Genomic DNA, 18,378 nt, shown 5'->3' with positions numbered 1-18,378 from the left:
GCATGTCGACAGACATGCGGTCGAGGTGAGATGCCGCACGACACCTCGGTGACGTCCCCCCTTCCTCGCTCGGGATGAGCGAGGGAGGCCCCGAACAACATCGCTCCTATCCTGTTGAAGAGGTGTTCAGGCCGCCCTCACCGCAGAGAGGAAGCTCCCAACCTCCGAAGACAGCCTTTCCGCCTGCAGGGACAGGCCGCCCGCCGCGTGGAGCACCTGACCGGCCGAGGCGCCGGTCTCGTTCGCCGCGCGGCTGACGCCGGCGATGTTTTCCGTCACCGCACGTGTGCTGGTAGCAGTCTCCTGCACGTTGCGCGCGATCTCACCGGTGGCCGCACCCTGTTCCTCGACCGCGGCCGCAATCGAGGTCGTGATGGAGCCGACCTCCTCGATCTGGACCGCGATTTCCTTGATCGCTTCAACCGCGGCCTGCGTCGCCTGCTGCACCGCGGTGATCTGCGAACCGATCTCCTCCGTCGCCTTGGCGGTCTGCTGTGCCAGGCTCTTGACCTCGCTTGCCACCACCGCAAAGCCTTTGCCCGCGTCACCGGCGCGCGCTGCCTCGATGGTGGCATTCAGGGCCAACAGGTTGGTCTGGCTCGCGATGTTGTGGATCAGGTCGACAACTTGCCCGATACGCACGGCGGCTTCCGCCAGCATACGGACGGTTGCGTCCGTCTGCCGGATGCTCTGCACAACCCTGCCGGTGAGGGATGCCGACGCCGATACCTGGCGGTTGATCTCGGTGATCGAGGACGCGAGCTCTTCCGCCGCCGCCGCCACGGTCTGCACGCCGGCGTCCGACGACCGGGCGGCATGGGCAACCTTGGTCGCCTGCTGGTCGGTCTGCTCCGCGTTGCCGGTCATCGACCGGGCGGTCGCCTCCATCCCGGTCGAGGCCGCCGCAAGGGCCGCCACCGTGCCACCGATCTGCCGCTCGAAGCCGCCGATCAAGCTCTCGATCCGGGCAGTCCGCTGCGCTACCGCCTGTCGTTCACGCTCCTGCTCCGATGCCGTCGCGTCCGCCTTGATCATGTTGTCCTTGAACACCTGGACGGCAGCGGCCATGCCGCCGATCTCGTCCCCACGCCCGATTCCCGGGATGACCGTCGCCAGGTTGTTGGCGGCAAGGCTGCGCATTGCATGCGTTGCCGCAGCGATCGGGTTGGAGATGCCGCGGATCAGCACCCAGGCTACGAGCAGGCAGAAGGCTGCGACCAAGCTGACAACGAGAATCATCATTGCTTGTGCAGAAGAAGCGTAAGTCGCGGCAGCGGCCGTGCTCTGCTTCGTCTGGCGGTCCTGGTAGTTGATGCTTGCCTGGACCAGGTCCTGGACGCGGTCGAGGGCGGCAATGTAGTCGTCAAGGAAGAAGGCCCTGTAGGTATCCTCGTCGGCGTTTGCCTCAAGCTCGATGAGGCTGCCGTGCGTTTTCAAAAACACACCATACCCCTTGTCTACGGCAGATGCGTCCTGCGCCTCCTCGCCCGGGTCGCAGGTAGGCTTGTACTGGCTCCAGTTCTTCGATACGTCCTCGATCGTCGTCGCGATTTGCGAGACTACTGCAGCGCGCTCATTGGCTTCACGCGCATAGTGACGCCTCGTGGCAAGTCCGGAAAGCTCCGCCAGGTCTCCCGAAATCCGGCCGAGTTGCTGGACGGCAAGAACGTTAGTGGCGACTTGACTGACCGCTGCATGTAGCGCCGCGATCCGCGAGACAGAGAATGTCCCGAGGCCGGCGACGCACCCGACAATCATCGCGAAGACTACGATAAGCTTGACCCGTATCGTAAGGTTCGACATGAGCTTCATTTCGCGCTCCTTGCTGCATGGGTCATCGGCTTGCCTCGAATACCTTCACACCTTGGCAAGGAAAAGTTAATATAACCCTAAGTCCATGCCGCCTACTTCCAGTATATGTGGCTTAATGCGGGATTTTTAGAAATCAAACCTCAAGTCTTTGGCGCCGGATGAAGTCGTCATGTAGCAACGGACCTAGCGAATAGCTGAAGTCGAGATCCAGAACCTTCAGTCCGCTCCGGTCGTTCTACTGCCAAACCCTTCCGCCGTTGGCTCCCCAATCGGAAAATGACTTCAAGACACTGGCTTCGGTTGCCGTGTGCCGGAAGAAGCCGGACGCGGATCATGATCGGTTGATCCTGCTGTCCTCCCTGTTCCGATCGCAGCCTGCTGCCATCGGTGGCGTCGTGGGGGTCGATCGGACAGGGGAGGAGCGCGGGTACGGTTTCGATCCGGTTAAGCCAAAGTTTACGAGTCCGAGCTAGATGTCGCACGCAAACAGAAGGCTCAGAGCGTGAACCATGTCCGCCAGGCACGAAGCTCTTCCGGCGTCCATCAGCCTTCTCGGCAAGCTTCAGCGGACGGCTGAAGCTGCCCTGATCTGGTTCGCATGGGCTCACGGGCCTGTTCTGCTGGTGGTCGGCTTGCTGACCGGGCAGCATCTGCTGCTCGCCTTGGCGCTCTGGTTGGTTGTCGGTGTCTTGGTATCGGGTGTCCACTGGCTTCGGCCCGGAACATCGAGCTCCCGGAGCGCAACAGCCGCCGCAACGTGCGCCATGCCTGTGCTGCTCCTGCTTACTCTCGCAGGTACATCCTGGCAGCTGGACGGGCACACGCTGTTCTTTGCCGAGCTGGCAATGACTGCGGCAATGCTCGATCTCCAGGCAGTCATCGTCGGAGCCTCGATCGTTGCCATCCACCACCTGGTGATGAATTACACGATGCCCGACATGGTCTTTCCAGGCGGAGCGAGCTTCGTCCGTGTCATCTTCCACGCGGTCGTGCTCATCATGGAGTGCGTCGCACTTGGCTGGCTCGTCGCGATGGCCGCGAATGCGATAACCAGTGCCGAAGCACTTGGTGCGAGGATCGAGGACACTGCCGCGCGCCAGAAGGATGAGGAAGCGCGTATCCACAAGGCGGCTTCCTCAGCTCAGAAGGACGCGCTTTCCACGCTGGCCCGGCAATTCGAGAGCAAGATCGGCAGCATGGTTGATGCTCTGGCCGGAGATGCGGAAGGCTTGCAGGCCACGGCGCGATCCATGTCCGCGACGGCACTGCGGACCAACGACATGGCCGGTGCGGTCGCCACCTCCGCGCTGGAGGCAAGCCAGGGCGTCGGAACCGTCGCCGCTGCAGCCGAGCAGCTTTCGGCGTCGATCCAGGAGATCAGCAGGCAAGTCAGCCAGTCCACACTCATCACCGGACAGGCGGTAGCCAGTGCCCATCGCACCGATGCCATCGTTCGCGCTCTGGCGGAGGGCGCCCATAAGATCGGTCAGGTCATCGAACTCATCACCGGGATCGCCGCACAGACCAACCTGCTCGCCCTCAACGCGACCATCGAAGCTGCGCGGGCCGGAGACGCCGGGAAGGGCTTCGCCGTTGTCGCCAGCGAGGTGAAAAATCTTGCGCTGCAGACGGCCAAGGCGACCCAGGAGATCGGTGCACAGATCGCCCAGACGCAGGCCGCGACGGTCGAGGCGGTGACCGCCATCAAGGAAATCGGCAGCCGGATCGAAGAGGTCAGTCACACGACGAACTCGATAGCTGCCGCGGTAGAGCAGCAGGGCGCCGCCACCGCCGAGATCGCTCGCAACGTGCAGCAGGCGGCATCCAGCACCCAAGCTGTCACGTCCAACATCGCAGGCGTGAATGGAGCCGCGAACGAGACGGGTGCTGCCGCCGACAAGGTGCTCGGCGCCGCCAATGGTCTCTCGGCTCAGGCCGTGCAGCTCACCCAGGAGGTCGGTCGCTTCGTTGCTGAAGTGCGCGCGTCATAGGCCAGTGTCGGTCCCGGCCACGCAGGCCAACGCCTCTTCGTCTTGCCCGATCAGCCACCCAGGGGGCGGCTACCGGCCGCAAAGTTGGAACGGGACTTCTCTGGTCATAGCCACCCGCGAGGGCGGGAGGGGGCAGGATCGCGATCAGGTCGTCAGCGGGAAGCCATTGGCGGCGGCGCCGTGCAACACCCCGTTCGCGGTTGCTGGCTTGCCTGCCTTGTCCAGGATCTCCAGGAACGGTTTCATGATGTCGATCGGCATTGGAAAGACGATGGTCGAGTTCTGCTCGGCGCCGATCTCGGTCAGCGTCTGCAGATAGCGAAGCTGCATCGCCGCTGGGACACTGGAGAGGATCCTGGCTGCATTCACCAGGGTCTGCGAGGCCTGGAACTCGGCTTCGGCGTGGATGATCTTCGCACGCCGGTCACGTTCCGCCTCGGCCTGCTTGGCGATGGCACGGACCATATTCTCGGTGAGCTCGACGGTCCGGATCTCGACGTTGCTGACCTTGATCCCCCAAGCCTCCGTCTGGCTGTCGAGAATGCTCTGGACGTCGACGCTCAACTTCTTGCGCTCCGACAGCATCTCGTCGAGCTCATGCTGTCCCAGCACCGCACGCAGCGTCGTCTGAGCCAGCATGTTGGTCGCCGGCATGAAGTGCTGCACCTTGATGATCGCCCGCTCGGGATCGACGACGTTGAAATACAGGACAGCATCGACCTTCATCGAGACGTTGTCGTGGGAGATGACATCCTGGCTGGGGATCTCGATGACCTGGATGCGAAGATCCACCCTGACCATTTCCTGGATGAAAGGCAGCAGGAGGACCAGTCCTGGCCCCTTCACCTCTTGGAACCGTCCCAGAGTAAAGACCACCGCACGCTCATACTCGCGAAGGATCTTGACCGTCGCACTCAGGATGAAGAGCGTGAACAGCACCACCACGGCGCACGCCATGGTTGTCACGAGAAGGCCTACGGACAGGGGCATGGCTGATCTTTCAGTCGTCACGGCAAAGCAGCGCCCACCGCAAGTGGGCCGGCCCAGGCGACCGTAGCGACGGGATCCTTCCGACGACAGGCACGGAAAATACGCATATCCGGAGCCGTCACCGCCCGGCGATGGCCTCAGTGCCGCAGCAGCGCCAGCAGCACCTCGGCCAGGATGAGGATCACGATGATGAATTCCATCGCGGCGGCACGGCCGCTGGAGGCTTCCTCGTAGAGCGCTGCATACGTGTCGCGAATGATCGCGAGCTTGCGGTCGACGGCAGCGCTCACGGTGCTGACACGGAACAGATCCAGCGCCGCGGTGTAGATGCGCGCCAGATAGACGTCCTCGGTGACCTGCAGCGCGTTGTCGACCTTTTCGGTCAGCTCGGTGACCTCCGCAACCAGCGTGTAGAGCCTGCGCGCCAGGCTTGCGAACCGGCGCGAGCTCAGCAGGCCGCCGATGCGATGGGTCTTCTCGACCAGGTCGTACATGCTCGGCAGCTCGTCATCGAGCAGCTCGTCGTAGTAGCGCATCTCCAGCAGCTGCGCGTTCGCGACCTCGATCACGTCCAGCACGTCGGAATCGCCGCGAGGCTCGTAGATGAAGGCGCGGTCCCAGGTCAGCACCGCCAGGTCGTCGGTGTAGTACGAGAACCGCTTGCGCAGCAGGTCGGCCCGTGCGCCATCGGACAGCGTGCGCTGCTCCCCGGACAGCAACGGCACCAGGTCGCAGCGCTCGAGCAGGGCGGCCGCGGTGATCGGGATATCGAACGCGCGCACCACGCCGACCAAGTAATCCTCCTGCAGGATCGATCGCGCCGGGCGTGTCAGCGCCGGTCCGAGCACCTCGTGCAGCTCGGCATTGAGCCGGCTCCAGACCGCATGCGGCGAACCCGGTCCGATTGCATCGTCGACGGCGTTGAGCCGGGCGGTGAACCCCTCCCAGTTGCAGCCACCGGCGGTCACCGAGAAGGCGATCGTCAGCACGCCGAAATCATAGAGCCGCGCCGTCGCGGTGGCGGTCACCTCGCCATCGGCCAGTGCCAGCCGCACCGGCTCCAGCGGCAATACCAGTGGCGGCACATCGTAGGAGATCGCCTTCGGGGAGGTCGCCCGCAGGGTCTTGCGGGCGCTGGTGGCGCCGGTGTGCAGCCGCCAGATCTCTTCCGCCCGCACCAGGTCGGCCTCGTAGGCAAAATCGAACAGCCGATAGACGATGATCTCGCCATCGACGATCTGCAGCGCCGGTGGCTCGCTCACCGGCCGGCCTGCTGCGGCAGCGGCGGAATGGGTGCCGACAGGGATCAGACCCTTATGTTGCTGAACCGGAAAGGCTGCGCGCGGTCGAGATCCTCCGGGAACAGCCTCGCGCGATCCTGCAGCGGCGTCCAGTCGGAATAGACGCCGACCAGCTCGCCAAGATACGGCCGCATGATGTCGAGGACACGCGCATGGTCGAGCTCATCCGCCTCCATCAGTCCCCTGGACGGATGCTCCATCGCCCACACCATGCCGGCCATTACCGCGGCGGTGACCTGCAGGCTGGTTGCGTTGTTGTGCGGCGCGAGGCGGCGCGCCTCCTCGATGGTGAGCCGCGAGCCATACCAGTAGGCGCCGCGCTCATGGCCGAGCAGCAGCACGCCGAGCTCGTCCATGCCGCTCCCGATCTCGTCCATCATCAGCCGCTGCGTCGGCTGCATCTGCCAGTTCCGCCCGGCCAGCTCGTGGATCGACAGCACCGCATCGTCGCAGGGATGGTAGGCGTAATGCACGGTCGGCCGGTAGCGCACGGCATCGCCGTCGCGCACGGTGTAGTAGTCGGCGATCGAGATCGACTCGTTGTGGGTGATCAGGAAGCCGTGGAACGGGCCTTCCAGCGGCGTCCAGCTGCGCACGCGCACCGAGGCCCCCGGGCGCATCAGGTAGATCGCGGCGTCGCAGCCGAATTCGTGCCGGCGTCCGTCCGCGGGCAATGCGCCCTCGTGGGTGCCCCATCCAAGCTCCGCCGGCTGGCAGCCTTCGCCGACGAAGCCGTCGATCGACCAGGTGTTGACGAACTCGCCGCGACGCTTGGCGATGCCGCCGACCTGGGTGTCGCGTTCGGCGATATGGATCGCCTGGATGCCGAGCCGCTGCGCCAGCGCCGCCCAGCCGGCCTGCGTGGCGGGGGCCTCGCCGCCCGCGCCGGTGTCGCGCGCGACATCGAGCAGCGCCTGCTTGACGAAGTGCGAGACCAGTCCGGGATTGGCGCCGTGCCCGACGATTGCCGTCGGAAGCTGGCCGCCGGGAACGGCGAGGGCGCGGGCACTCTCCCGCAGCGCGTAGTTCGAGCGCTGCGACGGGGTCAGCGTCGGATCGGTATAGCCGCCGGCCCAGGGCTCGATGCAGGTGTCGAGATAGAGTGCGCCGGCCGCGCGACACAGCTCGATCAGGGCGACCGACGAGACGTCGACGGACAGGTTGAGCAGGAAGTCGCCGGCTTCGAGCAGCGGCGCCAGCACGTCGCGCAGGTTCTGGCGGTCGATCGGCTGCACCAGCACCCGGATGCCGAGCTCGCTCGCCACCGCGCCGCCGCGGGCGTCGGCGGTAACGATGGTGATGCGGTCGCGCGGCATGTCGATATGCGACAGGATCAGCGGCAGCACGCCCTGGCCGATGCTGCCGAGGCCGAGCATGACGAGGCGGCCGCCGAACGCGACGTGCTTCATGGGCAGAACTCCTGATGTCGTGCGCAGCCTGTGCGCCGGCGCCGCGGGCAGCTCCGGAGACCGTCAGGCCACTAACTTTTTCGCGGGTGAGGTGTCCACCGACAATCTGATGTCGGCGGACACCTCGTGCGGGTCAGGCCGCGAGCAGCTCCGGGGCCACCGTCGCCGGGGCGACCGGCGCGACGCCCTGCAGCAGCGGCGGGTCGCGCACCTCGACCGTATGGGTGCGGTCGAAACCGTTGAAGCTTGTGCGCAGGCACGCTCCGTAGGCGCCGAGCTGGCCGATCTCGATCCAGTCGCCTTCCTCGATATCGTCCGGCAGCAGGAACGGCCCGTGCATGACGTCGGCGCTGTCGCAGGTCGGTCCGAAGAAGCTGAACGCCGCGAGGGATGCATCGGAGGCTGGCGCCTGCGGGCGCATCCGGCGCACCGGATAGCGGAAACCGAGCGCGCCGGCATCCGACAGGCTGCCGTAGACGCCATCGTTGATGTACAGCGACGTCCCGCGGCGCATCTGCACCTGCACCACCACCGAGGCGCCGCCTGCCACCAGTGCGCGCCCGGGCTCGGCCCAGAGACGGGTGCCGGCGGGCAGGCCGAGCGACTCGAACGACCGCTCGATCTCGGCGAAATACGTCCCCATCGGCGGCGGGGTCAGGTCGGGATAGGCAACCGGGAATCCGCCGCCGACATCGACGATGTCCACGCGCATGCCGGAGGCGCGGATCGCCGCGCCCGCCAATTCCATCGCCCGGCTCCAGGCGGTCGGATCCATGCACTGCGAGCCGACATGGAACGACACGCCGAGCCGGGCCGCAAACGGGCGTGCGGCGCGCAGCAGGGCGGCCGCCTCGTCGAGCGGGGCGCCGAACTTGCCGGACAGGTCGAGCAGCGCCTCGCCCTTCGGCAGCGCGATGCGCACCACCAGGCCCAGGCCGCGCTCCGGCGCGGGGATCACGTCGTTGCCGGTCTCCTGCAGGATCTTGGCGAGCTCGCTGGCGCTGTCGAGCACGAAGTCACGCACGCCGAACCGCTCCCACGCCTCGCGGATCGCCTGGCGCGACTTTACCGGGTGCATGAAGTGGATCGCCGCGCGCGGGAACAGGCCACGCACCAGGGCAACCTCGTTCGGCGAGGCGCAGTCGAAATGACGCACGCCGCCGTCCCAGACCGCGCGCAGCAGGCTTGGGTCGGGGTTGCATTTCACCGCATAGAGCACGTCGCCGTCGAAGCCGTTGACGAAGGCGCGGCTCGCCTGGACCACCGCGGCCGGACGCAGGGCGTGCAGCGGCTCGGACGGCTGCTCGACGGCGACGACATCGTCGACCGCAGGCAGCAGGGCGGAATGCAGCGGGAGGTCGCGACGCAGGACCGAGACCGCGGTACGGGCACCGAGATGGGACATGACAGGCTCACGATCGGACAGGGCACACTTGGGATGTGCGGATCACAGTCGACGCGTCGGTTCGGCCTGTTGCCGGACGCGCAGGCGGGTGGGCTTAGGCTCCGGCGCTAAAGCACCGAAGCCCTGGCTGTGATGATGTCGCGATGGCTGGGCATCGCAGCGGACCGAAGCAACAACATGGGCGGCTCCCTAACGACCCCGGCCCTCTCAGGCCGGCCCGGACGAAAAGGACGCGATACGTCGTAGCTGTGCCCCAGTGGGAGGGCTCGCGGCTCGTGCGATTTGCGTCAAGCACCCTGGCCGGACTGGTAGACCACCCCGGCAGGGATCGCTGATATAGGGGACGCCGATCCCGACTAGCTATGCAAAAAATGCATGCAGCTTGGGTGTGATCAGCGTGCGACCAGGGAGAGGTATTCCCAGACGACGGTGGCCGCGGCCAGGGCGGTGATCTCCGAGACGTCGTAGGGCGGCGCCACCTCGACGACGTCCATGCCGACGAAGCGCAGCCCCTGCAGCCGACGCAGGATCGCCTGGACCTGCCAGGAGGCGAGGCCGCCAATCTCGGGTGTGCCGGTGCCGGGGGCGAAGGCCGGATCGAGCGCGTCGATGTCGAAGCTGAGATAGGTCGGACCGTTGCCGGTGACGATGCGGATGCGTTCGGCGACCATGGCCGGGCCGAGCTCGTGGACGTCCTGCGCCGTAAGGATGGTGACCCCCTGGGCCAGGGTCCAGTCCCACACCTCGCGCTGCACCGGCGAGCGGATGCCGACCTGGATCATCCGGTGCGGATCGACCAGATTCTCGCGGATGGCATGGAAGAACGGCGAGCCGTGGCCGTACGCCTGCCCGAAGCTGTCCGGCCAGGTATCGACATGGGCGTCGAAATGCACCAGCCCCGGGGCGGCCTCGCGACGGTTCAGGGCGCGCAGCAGCGGCAGCGTGATGCCGTGCTCGCCGCCGAGGGCAAGGAGGTGCGTGCAGACGGCGGCCTGCTGCTCGATCAAGGCGAGGCTGCCGGCGAGGTCACCGAGCGCGATTTCGAAGTCGCCGATATCGGCGACCGGCAACGCGGCGGGATCGATCCAGCTGTGCGGATGGGCGCCATCGACCAGCATCCGGCTGGCCTGGCGGATCGCCTGCGCCCCGAAGCGTGCGCCCGGCCGGTTGGTGACGCCGATATCGAGCGGAATGCCGGCGACGGTGTAGGCCGCGGCGCGATCGTTGCGCTGCAGGCCGAGGAAGCTGGGGGGTGTCGCAAAGGTCGGGATGCCGGTCATCGGCGGACGATAGGCGGGATAGGCCGGCCTGCGCCACCGGGACACGGGCGTCTTCCGCCATGACACATTGATGAAGATTGCAGGCTGCACCGTCGCAACTTGCTACAGCCCCGGCTAAGGCTTGGATCGCAAGGACATCGTCTGCCAGCCTGACCGCCCAGATCCTGAACACCGGGAATTCATGTCGATGCCGGATACCGATGCGGCTGTCGTAGATCATGAGCAGATCGCCCGTCTGCGCGCCGATTTCCTCGACAGCTGGGACGAGGAACTCGAGTCCGAACTCGACGACGATCGTCTTGGCGGATCGAGCGGCGAGGGTGGCTCGACCCTGTCGCGCCGCACCTATTTCCGCGAGCTGTTCCGGCTGCAGGGCGAACTGGTGAAGCTGCAGGACTGGGTGGCGCATACCGGCCAGAGGCTGGTGGTGATTTTCGAGGGGCGCGATGCCGCCGGCAAGGGTGGCGTGATCAAGCGCATCACCCAGCGGCTCAACCCGCGCATCTGCCGCACCGCTGCGTTGCCGGCGCCAAACGATCGCGAGCGCACGCAATGGTATTTCCAGCGCTATGTCGCGCACCTGCCGGCGGCGGGCGAGATCGTGCTGTTCGACCGCTCCTGGTACAACCGCTCCGGCGTCGAGCGCGTCATGGGCTTCTGCAACGAGCAGGAATACGAGACCTTCCTGGACATGGTGCCGGAATTCGAGCGGATGCTGACACGCAGCGGCATCAAGCTGGTGAAATACTGGTTCTCGATCACCGACGAGGAGCAGGGGGCACGGTTCCGCGCGCGTATCGAGGATCCACTCAAGCAATGGAAGCTGAGCCCGATGGATCTCGAAAGCCGCAGCCGCTGGGAGGCCTATACCGCGGCCAAGGAGATCACCTTGCAGCGCACCCATACCGCGGATGCGCCGTGGTGGGTGGTGCCGGCGGTCGACAAGAAGCGCGCCAGGCTGAACTGCATCAGCCACCTGCTTGGCCAGCTGCCGTACGACGAAGTCGAGCACACGCCGGTGGCGATGCCGGATCGGGTGTTCCACCCGGACTATGTCCGCCATCCGGTGCCGCCGGAGATGATCGTCCCGGAGCTGTTCTGAGCAGCGCCGTGCCGAGGATCGAAGGTTGAGCATCCTGCCGCCGGAGACACGGCCCGATGGGCTGGTCTGGGAAGCCGGACCGATCGGCCCCGGCTGGCACTGGGTGCATTACGATCTGGTGCATTCGGCCGCGCGGCCCGCCATCGAGGCGATGGACAGCCTGCCGGAGGACGCCAGGGACACGCTGGTGGCGGCCGACGAAACGCTTCGGCTTGAAAGCGAGGGCCACACCGTGTTCGGCGTGCTGCCGGGGCTCGAGGGGCGGCTCGGCGAAGACGGCTTTGCCGTGGCCGCCTGGCGGTTCGCGGTCAGTCCGGCCAGCCTGGTCACCTCCCGCCGCGCCCCGGTCTCCACGCTCGGCGAGGCGTATCGCCGGATCGGCGACGGGGGCATGGACACGCCGGCGGCGCTGATCGACTACGCCGTCACCAGCTTCACCATCGAGGTGCGCAAGGCGGTGGCCCGGCTCGCGCTCGACCTGGACGATGCCGAGGATCACCTCCTGAAGGAAGCCGCCGGCGTGCCGGACGGGGTCGGCAGCATCATCGGCCGGGTTCGTCGCCACGCGACCCGCCTGAAGCGGGTGATGGCGCCGCTCGACCGCGTCTTCCACAGCGACACCGAACTGCCCGACTGGGAGATCCAGACGGTGTACGAACGCCTGCAGCGGGAGATCCACAACGTCGCCGACGACCTGTTCGCGTTGCAGGACCGCTCACGCTCGCTGCAGGACGAGCTTTCCTCGCGGCAGGCGGAGGAGGCCAACGAGCGGCTCTACCTGGTCTCGATCGTGACCGCCCTAATGCTGCCGGCAACCTTCGTCACCGGCTTCTTCGGCATGAACACCGGCGGCATGTTCCTCGCCGGCACGCACGGGCATGGTGGCACCATCATGGCCGGCGTGATCTGCCTGCTGTCCCTGATCGGAATGTTCGGCTTCCTCAAGTTCCGCAAGCTGTTGTAGCGGACCGCCGCCGCCGGGCCTGGTCGAGGCGGGAGGAACCGGGGCAGCGCGAGGCGTTGGGCTCGGCAGGCCCGAAAGGAGCACGACCATGCTGACCAGAACCGCCATCTACGAGGGACGCGTGACCCCGGGGCACGAGGAGGAGTTCTTCCGCCGGGTGCGCGACGAGCTGGAGCCGCTCTGGCGCCGCTTTCCCAACGTGACCGAGGTGCGGGTGCAGCGGCTGCGATCTGCCGATCCGGATGCGCGTCCGATCGCGATGATCCTGGAGATGGATTTCCCCGACCAGGCCGCCATCGACGCGTGCCTCGCCTCGTCGATCCGTCCCGAATCGCATTCGGCGACTGTCGAGGTCATGAAGCTGTTCGAGGGCCGCTTCTATCACCTTGTTACCGAGGCCACCGTCCTGCCCCCCGCCGGTTCCACCTGATGCTTGCGAAGGCAGCGCTTGGGGAGAGCGAGACGCGGCTCCTCATGCAGGCGTCGCGCGAGGCCGCGGTCCGGCTCGGTGTGAAGGTCAGCATCGCGGTGGTCGACGAGGCCGGAGTGTTGCTGGCGCTGGAACGCCTCGACGGTGCCCGGCTGCACACGCCGGAAGCGGCGTGGATGAAGGCGCGCACCGCCGCCATCGTGCAGCAGCCGACCGCCGCCCTGGAGCAGCAGGTTGCCCACGATCCCGCCCTGCTGTCGTTCCCCGGCCGCATGCCGCTGGCCGGCGGCATGCCGGTCATCTATCGCGGCGCGGTCGTCGGCGGGGTGGCTTCGTCAGGGGCCCAGCCGGACCAGGACGAGGCGATCTGCAATGCGGCCCTGGCGGCGTTCGCAGCTTCGGGGGGCGAGGCTCAGCCGGGGTAGTCCGTTTCCAGCTCCTGCAGCCGGCCGGTGATGAAGGCGTGTATCTCCGGTGCCCGGCGCGGCAGGTCGGATCCCGCCTGCCCGAATCCGGCGCTCGGCACCACCACCGTGCGGCCATGCACCAGAGCCGCCTCGATCTCGTCGAACACGTCGCTGATAGTCTGGAAGATGCCGTTCGAGCGCCAGTCCGCATCTCCGAACAGGGCCGCCGGATCGTCGCCCAGCGCCCAGCGCGTCGGCAACCCGATCACGTTTGGCTCCCGGCGCAGCGCCTCTGCGCGATCGCTCGGGCTGGCCCGCTGCATGTTGTCGTCGAGGACGAACAGGGTGTCCGGCATGCCGCGCACCATCTCCGGCGTGAGCTGCTTGATGCGCAGGAGGTGGCCCCGTCTGTTCATGCCAGCCCCCGGTCCGGAAGGTTACGGCATCAGGCTACAGCATGATCCGTCATGATGGAGGTGCCGGATGCGGATGCTCGGCGAAGAAGCGCACCATCTCACGGGTGGCGTCGGGGCCGCGCCGGTCGGTATAGGATCCCGCCTCGCTGCCGCCGGACCAGGCGTGGCCGGCTCCCAGCAGGCTCCACTGCTCGATGACCGGCCGGCCGGTCGCATCCCGGTAGAGGGTCCGGCGATACGGATAGCTGCCGGGGTCCTGGCCGTCCTCCGCCGAGATGCGCAGGCCGGCCCCCTGCGCCAGCTGCGCCACCACATCCTCGGCGTTGCGCGGGCTGACGACGCTGTCGCGGTCGCCGTGGAAGACGATGGCCGGCATCGGGCGGGCGCGTGCCGAATGGCGACGGTGCCGCAGCTCCGGATTGCCTCGCTGCATGGCCAGCAGGGCCGACGGCAGGTCCTGTGCGGCGCCGCAGGCGAGTCCGGAATGCACCCCGATGGACGCGTAGAGATCCGGATAGGCCTGACCGAGGATCGCCGCCTCGGCACCGCCGGCCGATAGCCCGGCGACGTGCACGCGTGCCGGATCGACTTCATACTCCGCCATGACCAGGCGGGTAATGCCGGCGATGATTGCCGGCTCGCCGTGGTCGCGCCGCTGGTCCTGCGCGCTGAACCATTTCCAGCAGCGTTGCGCATGCGCCGCCGCCGGCTGGCCGGGATAGACGACCAGGAAGCCATGTTCCTCCGCGGCCGCATTCATGCCGGTGCCGGCGGCGAAATCCTCCGGCGACTGCATGCAGCCGTGCAGCATGACGATCAGTGGAACCCGCTGGCCGGCATAGCTGCCCGGGACATAGAGCCGGTACGGGCGAGTGCCGGCTTCGCTGGTGAAGGTGCCGTACAGGAACTGGCCGCCGGCTCCGGACGGATCGGGCCGGGGTGTATGCGGCGCGTCGTTGGGCTCCGGGGGAGTGCGGTGGAGCGGCTGGGACCAGGAGGCGGGCGGGACGCTCCAGCCGCCGGGCTGGTCCGCACCGGGCTGGGTGCGCAGCAGGCTGCGTACTCCCTCCGGAACGAAGTCGAGCCAGGCCGATGAGGGCCCGGCGCCGGCAGGGGCCTTGGCGATATTGCTGCCGGCGACGCGCTGCCAGGCGGCCTGGGCTGTCGCGTGCCAGTCGCGGGGTGCGCGAGGGCGTCGGGTGGTGCCGTCGGTCATGGTCTGGCCGCCTTTGCAAGAAACTGGATCATCGTGTCCGGCACGCGGCACTGGCCGGATCGTCGAGCGCTGGAATGCGGATCCCCCGGCGGAGATGGTAGAATGCTTCCCGCAGCGGGAGGTTCGTCGTGCAGAAGGCGCCTTCCGACGAGCAGCGCAAGATCCTGGGCGCGTTCCTGGTCGACCGGCGTGCGCGGCTGGACCCCGCCGCTGCCGGTTTCGCGGTCGGACGCCGCCGTACGCCGGGCTTGCGCCGCGAGGAGGTGGCACAACTCGCCGGCGTCAGCGTGAGCTGGTACACCTGGCTCGAGCAGGGCCGCGAGATCCGTGCCTCCCCAGAAACCCTGGATCGCGTCGCCGAGGCGCTTCGGCTGGATTACACCGAGCGCGTCCACCTGTTCGCGCTGTCCGAGCGCAGGCCGCCGGAAGCGCCGCCCGACGACAGCCTCAGCAACGGGCTGCTGCTGCTGCTGCGAGCGCTCGATCCGGTGCCGGCCTACATCCGCAACACCAGGCTGGATATCCTGGCCTGGAACAGCGCGATCGCCGACCTGTTCACCGACTACGGCGTCCTGGAGCCGCACGAGCGCAACACCCTGCGGCTGCTGTTCCTGCATCCGCCATACCGGCGCCTGATCGTCGATTGGGAAGTCGTGGCACGCGGCATGCTGGCGACCTTCCGCGCCGCCCAGGCGCAGGCGGCCGACAAGACGCCGTTCCGCACGCTGGCAGACGAGCTGATCGCCAGCAGCACGGAGTTCCGGCTGTGGTGGCCGGACCACGACGTGCGGCATTTCGATGAAGGCGTGAAGCGCATCGATCATCCGGTGCATGGGACGGTCGACCTGACCTACGTCTCGATGGTCCCGGAAAGCCGGCACGATCTCTCGCTGGTTACCTACATCCCGCGCCCATCCGAGCGCGCGCCCCCCTGAGCGTCCCCCTGCGGGCCTGGGTCTCCCCGACGGGGACCGCAGGTCATAGGTTGAGAGCTTATCTGGTGGGCTCCTGTCGAGGCGCATACATCCAGCCTGTGCAAGCGCCGCATTGCAGCCGGTGCACGAGGATGTTCAAGCCATGTCAGCCTTCCAGACTTCCACCGACCGGCATCCTGGCAATCTGCCCGGCGCGGTGTCGACCGATCCCACCGACGGCGTCGTATTCGCCCGCCATCCGTTCCTGACCGACAGCGAGCTGCGCAGCCTGCTCGAGCGGGCGCAGATCGGGTTCGAGCGCTGGCGCGACACCGCCGCCACCAGACGCGCCGCCCTGCTGCACCGCATGGCGTCGGTGCTGCGCCGGCGCCAGAACGAGATGGCCTTGATGGCGACCCGCGAGATGGGCAAGCCGATCATCCAGGCGCGGGCCGAGATCGAGAAATGCGCAGCGCTCTGCGACTGGTATGGCGAGAACGGTCCGCGGCTGCTGGAGGATGAGAGCACCAGTGTCGAGGGCGACCGCGCGACCGTCTCGTTCCTGCCGCTGGGTACCGTGTATGCGGTGATGCCGTGGAATTTCCCGTACTGGCAGGCCATGCGGGGCGCGGTGCCGATCATGATGGGCGGCAACGGCTTCTTCCTCAAGCCGGCCGGCAACGTGGTCGGCTCGGCGCTGCTGCTGGAACAGGCCTGGCAGGAGGCCGGACTGCCGGACGGGGTGTTCACCGTCGCCAACCTGACCCGCAGCCAGAGCCCGGTAGTGATCGCCGATGACCGCATCGCCGCGGTCACGCTGACCGGTGGTGTTGCGGCGGGCCGGCAGATCGCCTCGCAGGCGGCCGCCGCGCTGAAGAAGTCGGTGCTGGAGCTGGGCGGCTCCGACCCGTTCATCGTGCTCGCCGATGCCGACCTCGACGCCGCGATACGCGCCGCCGTCACCGCGCGATTCCAGAATTGCGGCCAGGTCTGCATCGCCGCCAAGCGCTTCATCATCGAGGCGCCGGTGGCCGAGCGCTTCACCGAGCGTTTTGTCGGGGCCGTGAAGGCGCTACGGGTCGGCAATCCGCTCGACGAGAACACCGAGGTCGGTCCGATGGCACGGGCAGACCTGCGAGACGAACTGCACGGCCAGGTCGAGGCGAGCCTCGCCGCCGGCGCCAGGCTGTTGACCGGCGGCCATGCGGTCGAGGGGCCGGGCTGCTTCTATGCGCCGACGGTGCTCGACCAGGTGCTGCCTGGCATGCAGGCCTTCGATGCCGAGACCTTCGGGCCGGTGGCGGCGATCACGATTGCCAGCGATGCCGATCACGCGGTGCAGCTTGCGAACCAGAGCGAGTTCGGGCTGAGCGGCAGCCTCTGGACCGGCGATCGCAGCATCGGCCGCCGGCTGGCGCGGCGGATGAATACCGGGGGCGTGTTCGTCAACGGCTACGCGATCTCCGATCCGCGGGTGCCGATCGGCGGCATCAAGAAGAGCGGCTATGGCCGGGAACTGTCGCACTTCGGCCTGCGCGAATTCCTCAACGCCCAGACCGTCTGGTCCGACCGGCTCTGATGTCCCGGGTGTTGTCCGAGGAGCGCGCGGACGGTCGGTATCGGTGTGCGCTGCGCGCTAACCGCCCGGTCGCTAATCCTGGCCGAGCCAGTCCGCCACCGTGGCGATCTGGTCGGCGTCCATCAGCGCCGGCGCGTGGCCGCAGCCGCGGAACTCGACGAGATCCGCCTTCGGGCCGCGCTGCGTCATCTCGGTGGCGATGGCCGCCGGCAGGACGTCCGACTCGGTGCCGCGTAGCACCAGAGTCGGACACTCGATCTGGTCCCAGTAGTTCCAGATGCTCAGGTTGAACAGCAGGCTGGAGCGCAGCGGACCTGCGATGTCGGAATCGGCAAGCTTCCTCCATGCGCCTACATTGTTCTGGACGAAGCCGTGCCGCGCCATGTGCTCCCACTTCTCGTCGGAAAGCGGGCCGAAGCCGGACAGGGAGGTCCGGACGAAACTTGTCGCCGATGCGAGGTCCGGCATGGTGAGCGGAGCCGCGCGCACCGCTTCGGCGAGGCGCTGCAGCACCTGCCAGGTTACGAACGGGCCGATATCGTTCACCACCAGCCGGCTTACCGGAGATTGCCGTTGCCCGGCCATCAGCATGCCGACGATGCCGCCGAGCGAGGTGCCGATCCAGTCGATGCGCGGCACATCGAGGCGGGCTACCAGGGCGGCGAGGTCGGAAACATATTGCGGCAGCGTATATTCGGTCGGCTCGCGCAGCCAGTCGCTGCGGCCGCGGCCGACCAGGTCCGGACAGATCACACGCCAGCCCCGGCGCGCCAGCTCGGCAGCGATCAGGTCGAAGTCGCGCCCCTGGCGGGAGAGCCCGTGCAGGCAGATCGCAACACGCTCTGATTGCGGATCGCCCCACTCGACGTAGGCGACCCGGTGGAACCCATGTTTCGAGACGCCGAGATAGGAGCCGGTGCGGTCTGGAGTGCGGAACTGCTCGATCGGGTCGACCGCCAGATCGAATTCAAATGATGGGCCTGTCGTCGTCACGGTTTTTCGCAGCATCTTGCCAAGGGTGTGAACCCATCCTCCGGACCCGATCACGCCCGACCCCCCGGAGACTGGCGGCCCCGAGGGGACCAGCTGCGGCATTGGTGCGTCAACAGCCTCGGAGCCGGGATCCACTGAACGCACGGACCTTGTACTCCGTTCATCCACA

At 67.2% G+C, this 18,378-nt stretch carries 16 protein-coding genes; 7 read left to right on the top strand and 9 right to left on the bottom strand.

Annotated elements, in window-relative coordinates; genetic code table 11:
• Nucleotides 1–126: 126 nt before the first annotated feature.
• Nucleotides 127–1,812 (bottom strand): methyl-accepting chemotaxis protein, encoded by a 1,686-nt coding sequence (locus FE263_RS16285; RefSeq protein ID WP_138327094.1) that lies wholly within the window; start codon nt 1,810–1,812, stop codon nt 127–129.
• 509 nt (nt 1,813–2,321) lie between these two features.
• Here FE263_RS16285 and FE263_RS16280 point away from each other — a divergent pair.
• Nucleotides 2,322–3,803, top strand: coding sequence for a methyl-accepting chemotaxis protein (locus FE263_RS16280; protein WP_138327093.1), 1,482 nt, complete (start codon nt 2,322–2,324; stop codon nt 3,801–3,803).
• A 144-nt stretch (nt 3,804–3,947) separates the two neighbouring features.
• Here FE263_RS16280 and FE263_RS16275 read toward each other — a convergent pair whose 3' ends face one another.
• The 5 genes from FE263_RS16275 to speB all read right to left on the bottom strand — a co-directional run bounded on the left by FE263_RS16275 (nt 3,948) and on the right by speB (nt 10,233).
• On the bottom strand, nt 3,948–4,748 hold the full coding sequence (locus FE263_RS16275; RefSeq protein WP_240759789.1) for a slipin family protein: 801 nt from the start codon (nt 4,746–4,748) through the stop codon (nt 3,948–3,950).
• A 182-nt stretch (nt 4,749–4,930) separates the two neighbouring features.
• Nucleotides 4,931–6,055: a hypothetical protein gene (locus FE263_RS16270; protein WP_205880414.1), complete on the bottom strand. Its 1,125-nt coding sequence runs from the start codon at nt 6,053–6,055 to the stop codon at nt 4,931–4,933.
• Between the two features lie 44 nt (nt 6,056–6,099).
• Nucleotides 6,100–7,503: a homospermidine synthase gene (locus FE263_RS16265; RefSeq protein WP_138327092.1), complete on the bottom strand. Its 1,404-nt coding sequence runs from the start codon at nt 7,501–7,503 to the stop codon at nt 6,100–6,102.
• A gap of 133 nt (nt 7,504–7,636) precedes the next feature.
• Nucleotides 7,637–8,908 carry a type III PLP-dependent enzyme gene (locus FE263_RS16260; protein ID WP_138327091.1) on the bottom strand — a complete coding sequence of 424 codons (1,272 nt, stop codon included), beginning with the start codon at nt 8,906–8,908 and terminating at the stop codon, nt 7,637–7,639.
• A gap of 392 nt (nt 8,909–9,300) precedes the next feature.
• Nucleotides 9,301–10,233 carry an agmatinase gene (gene speB / locus FE263_RS16255; RefSeq protein ID WP_240759788.1) on the bottom strand — a complete coding sequence of 311 codons (933 nt, stop codon included), beginning with the start codon at nt 10,231–10,233 and terminating at the stop codon, nt 9,301–9,303.
• 136 nt (nt 10,234–10,369) lie between these two features.
• On the opposite strand from speB, the gene ppk2 reads away from it, so the two are divergent.
• The 4 genes from ppk2 (at nt 10,370) to FE263_RS16235 (ending at nt 13,109) form a co-directional block, all read left to right on the top strand.
• Entirely contained in the window at nt 10,370–11,290 is a 921-nt protein-coding gene (ppk2, locus tag FE263_RS16250; RefSeq protein WP_205880413.1) for a polyphosphate kinase 2, read from the top strand.
• A 25-nt stretch (nt 11,291–11,315) separates the two neighbouring features.
• Nucleotides 11,316–12,254 carry a CorA family divalent cation transporter gene (locus tag FE263_RS16245; RefSeq protein ID WP_138327089.1) on the top strand — a complete coding sequence of 313 codons (939 nt, stop codon included), beginning with the start codon at nt 11,316–11,318 and terminating at the stop codon, nt 12,252–12,254.
• Between the two features lie 88 nt (nt 12,255–12,342).
• On the top strand, nt 12,343–12,684 hold the full coding sequence (locus tag FE263_RS16240) for a hypothetical protein (protein ID WP_138327088.1): 342 nt from the start codon (nt 12,343–12,345) through the stop codon (nt 12,682–12,684).
• On the top strand, nt 12,684–13,109 hold the full coding sequence (locus tag FE263_RS16235; RefSeq protein ID WP_138327087.1) for a GlcG/HbpS family heme-binding protein: 426 nt from the start codon (nt 12,684–12,686) through the stop codon (nt 13,107–13,109). Before FE263_RS16240 ends, FE263_RS16235 begins: the two co-directional genes overlap by 1 nt.
• Here the strand turns inward: FE263_RS16235 and FE263_RS16230 are convergent.
• Together FE263_RS16230 and FE263_RS16225 are read right to left on the bottom strand one after the other, a co-directional pair.
• Entirely contained in the window at nt 13,097–13,507 is a 411-nt protein-coding gene (locus FE263_RS16230) for a DUF7831 domain-containing protein (RefSeq protein WP_138327086.1), read from the bottom strand. The two genes, FE263_RS16235 and FE263_RS16230, sit on opposite strands and share 13 nt — an antisense overlap.
• A 49-nt stretch (nt 13,508–13,556) precedes the next feature.
• Nucleotides 13,557–14,723: an extracellular catalytic domain type 1 short-chain-length polyhydroxyalkanoate depolymerase gene (locus FE263_RS16225; protein ID WP_138327085.1), complete on the bottom strand. Its 1,167-nt coding sequence runs from the start codon at nt 14,721–14,723 to the stop codon at nt 13,557–13,559.
• 128 nt (nt 14,724–14,851) lie between these two features.
• On the opposite strand from FE263_RS16225, the gene FE263_RS16220 reads away from it, so the two are divergent.
• Both FE263_RS16220 and FE263_RS16215 read left to right on the top strand, forming a co-directional pair.
• Nucleotides 14,852–15,658: a helix-turn-helix transcriptional regulator gene (locus tag FE263_RS16220; protein WP_138327084.1), complete on the top strand. Its 807-nt coding sequence runs from the start codon at nt 14,852–14,854 to the stop codon at nt 15,656–15,658.
• Nucleotides 15,659–15,800: 142 nt separating this feature from the next.
• Nucleotides 15,801–17,216, top strand: coding sequence for an NAD-dependent succinate-semialdehyde dehydrogenase (locus tag FE263_RS16215; protein WP_138327083.1), 1,416 nt, complete (start codon nt 15,801–15,803; stop codon nt 17,214–17,216).
• Between the two features lie 72 nt (nt 17,217–17,288).
• On the opposite strand, the gene FE263_RS16210 is transcribed toward FE263_RS16215, so the two are convergent.
• Nucleotides 17,289–18,209 carry an alpha/beta fold hydrolase gene (locus FE263_RS16210; RefSeq protein WP_240759787.1) on the bottom strand — a complete coding sequence of 307 codons (921 nt, stop codon included), beginning with the start codon at nt 18,207–18,209 and terminating at the stop codon, nt 17,289–17,291.
• Nucleotides 18,210–18,378: the final 169 nt, after the last annotated feature.

The sequence above is a fragment of the Lichenicoccus roseus genome, assembly GCF_005844085.1.
In the GTDB taxonomy this organism is placed as follows: Bacteria; Pseudomonadota; Alphaproteobacteria; order Acetobacterales; family Acetobacteraceae; genus Lichenicoccus; species Lichenicoccus roseus.
The sequence above is the reverse complement of the archived record's forward strand: the minus strand, read 5'-3'. Positions and strand labels throughout refer to the sequence as shown.

What these genes read in the sequence shown, in the direction of transcription:
- FE263_RS16285 (WP_138327094.1), bottom strand. Translation starts at nt 1,812, where the DNA reads ATGAAGCTCATGTCGAACCTTACGATACGGGTCAAGCTTATCGTAGTC.
- FE263_RS16280 (WP_138327093.1), top strand. Translation starts at nt 2,322, where the DNA reads ATGTCCGCCAGGCACGAAGCTCTTCCGGCGTCCATCAGCCTTCTCGGC.
- FE263_RS16265 (WP_138327092.1), bottom strand. Translation starts at nt 7,503, where the DNA reads ATGAAGCACGTCGCGTTCGGCGGCCGCCTCGTCATGCTCGGCCTCGGC.
- FE263_RS16260 (WP_138327091.1), bottom strand. Translation starts at nt 8,908, where the DNA reads ATGTCCCATCTCGGTGCCCGTACCGCGGTCTCGGTCCTGCGTCGCGAC.
- ppk2 (WP_205880413.1), top strand. Translation starts at nt 10,370, where the DNA reads ATGTCGATGCCGGATACCGATGCGGCTGTCGTAGATCATGAGCAGATC.
- FE263_RS16240 (WP_138327088.1), top strand. Translation starts at nt 12,343, where the DNA reads ATGCTGACCAGAACCGCCATCTACGAGGGACGCGTGACCCCGGGGCAC.
- FE263_RS16235 (WP_138327087.1), top strand. Translation starts at nt 12,684, where the DNA reads ATGCTTGCGAAGGCAGCGCTTGGGGAGAGCGAGACGCGGCTCCTCATG.
- FE263_RS16230 (WP_138327086.1), bottom strand. Translation starts at nt 13,507, where the DNA reads ATGAACAGACGGGGCCACCTCCTGCGCATCAAGCAGCTCACGCCGGAG.
- FE263_RS16225 (WP_138327085.1), bottom strand. Translation starts at nt 14,723, where the DNA reads ATGACCGACGGCACCACCCGACGCCCTCGCGCACCCCGCGACTGGCAC.
- FE263_RS16215 (WP_138327083.1), top strand. Translation starts at nt 15,801, where the DNA reads ATGTCAGCCTTCCAGACTTCCACCGACCGGCATCCTGGCAATCTGCCC.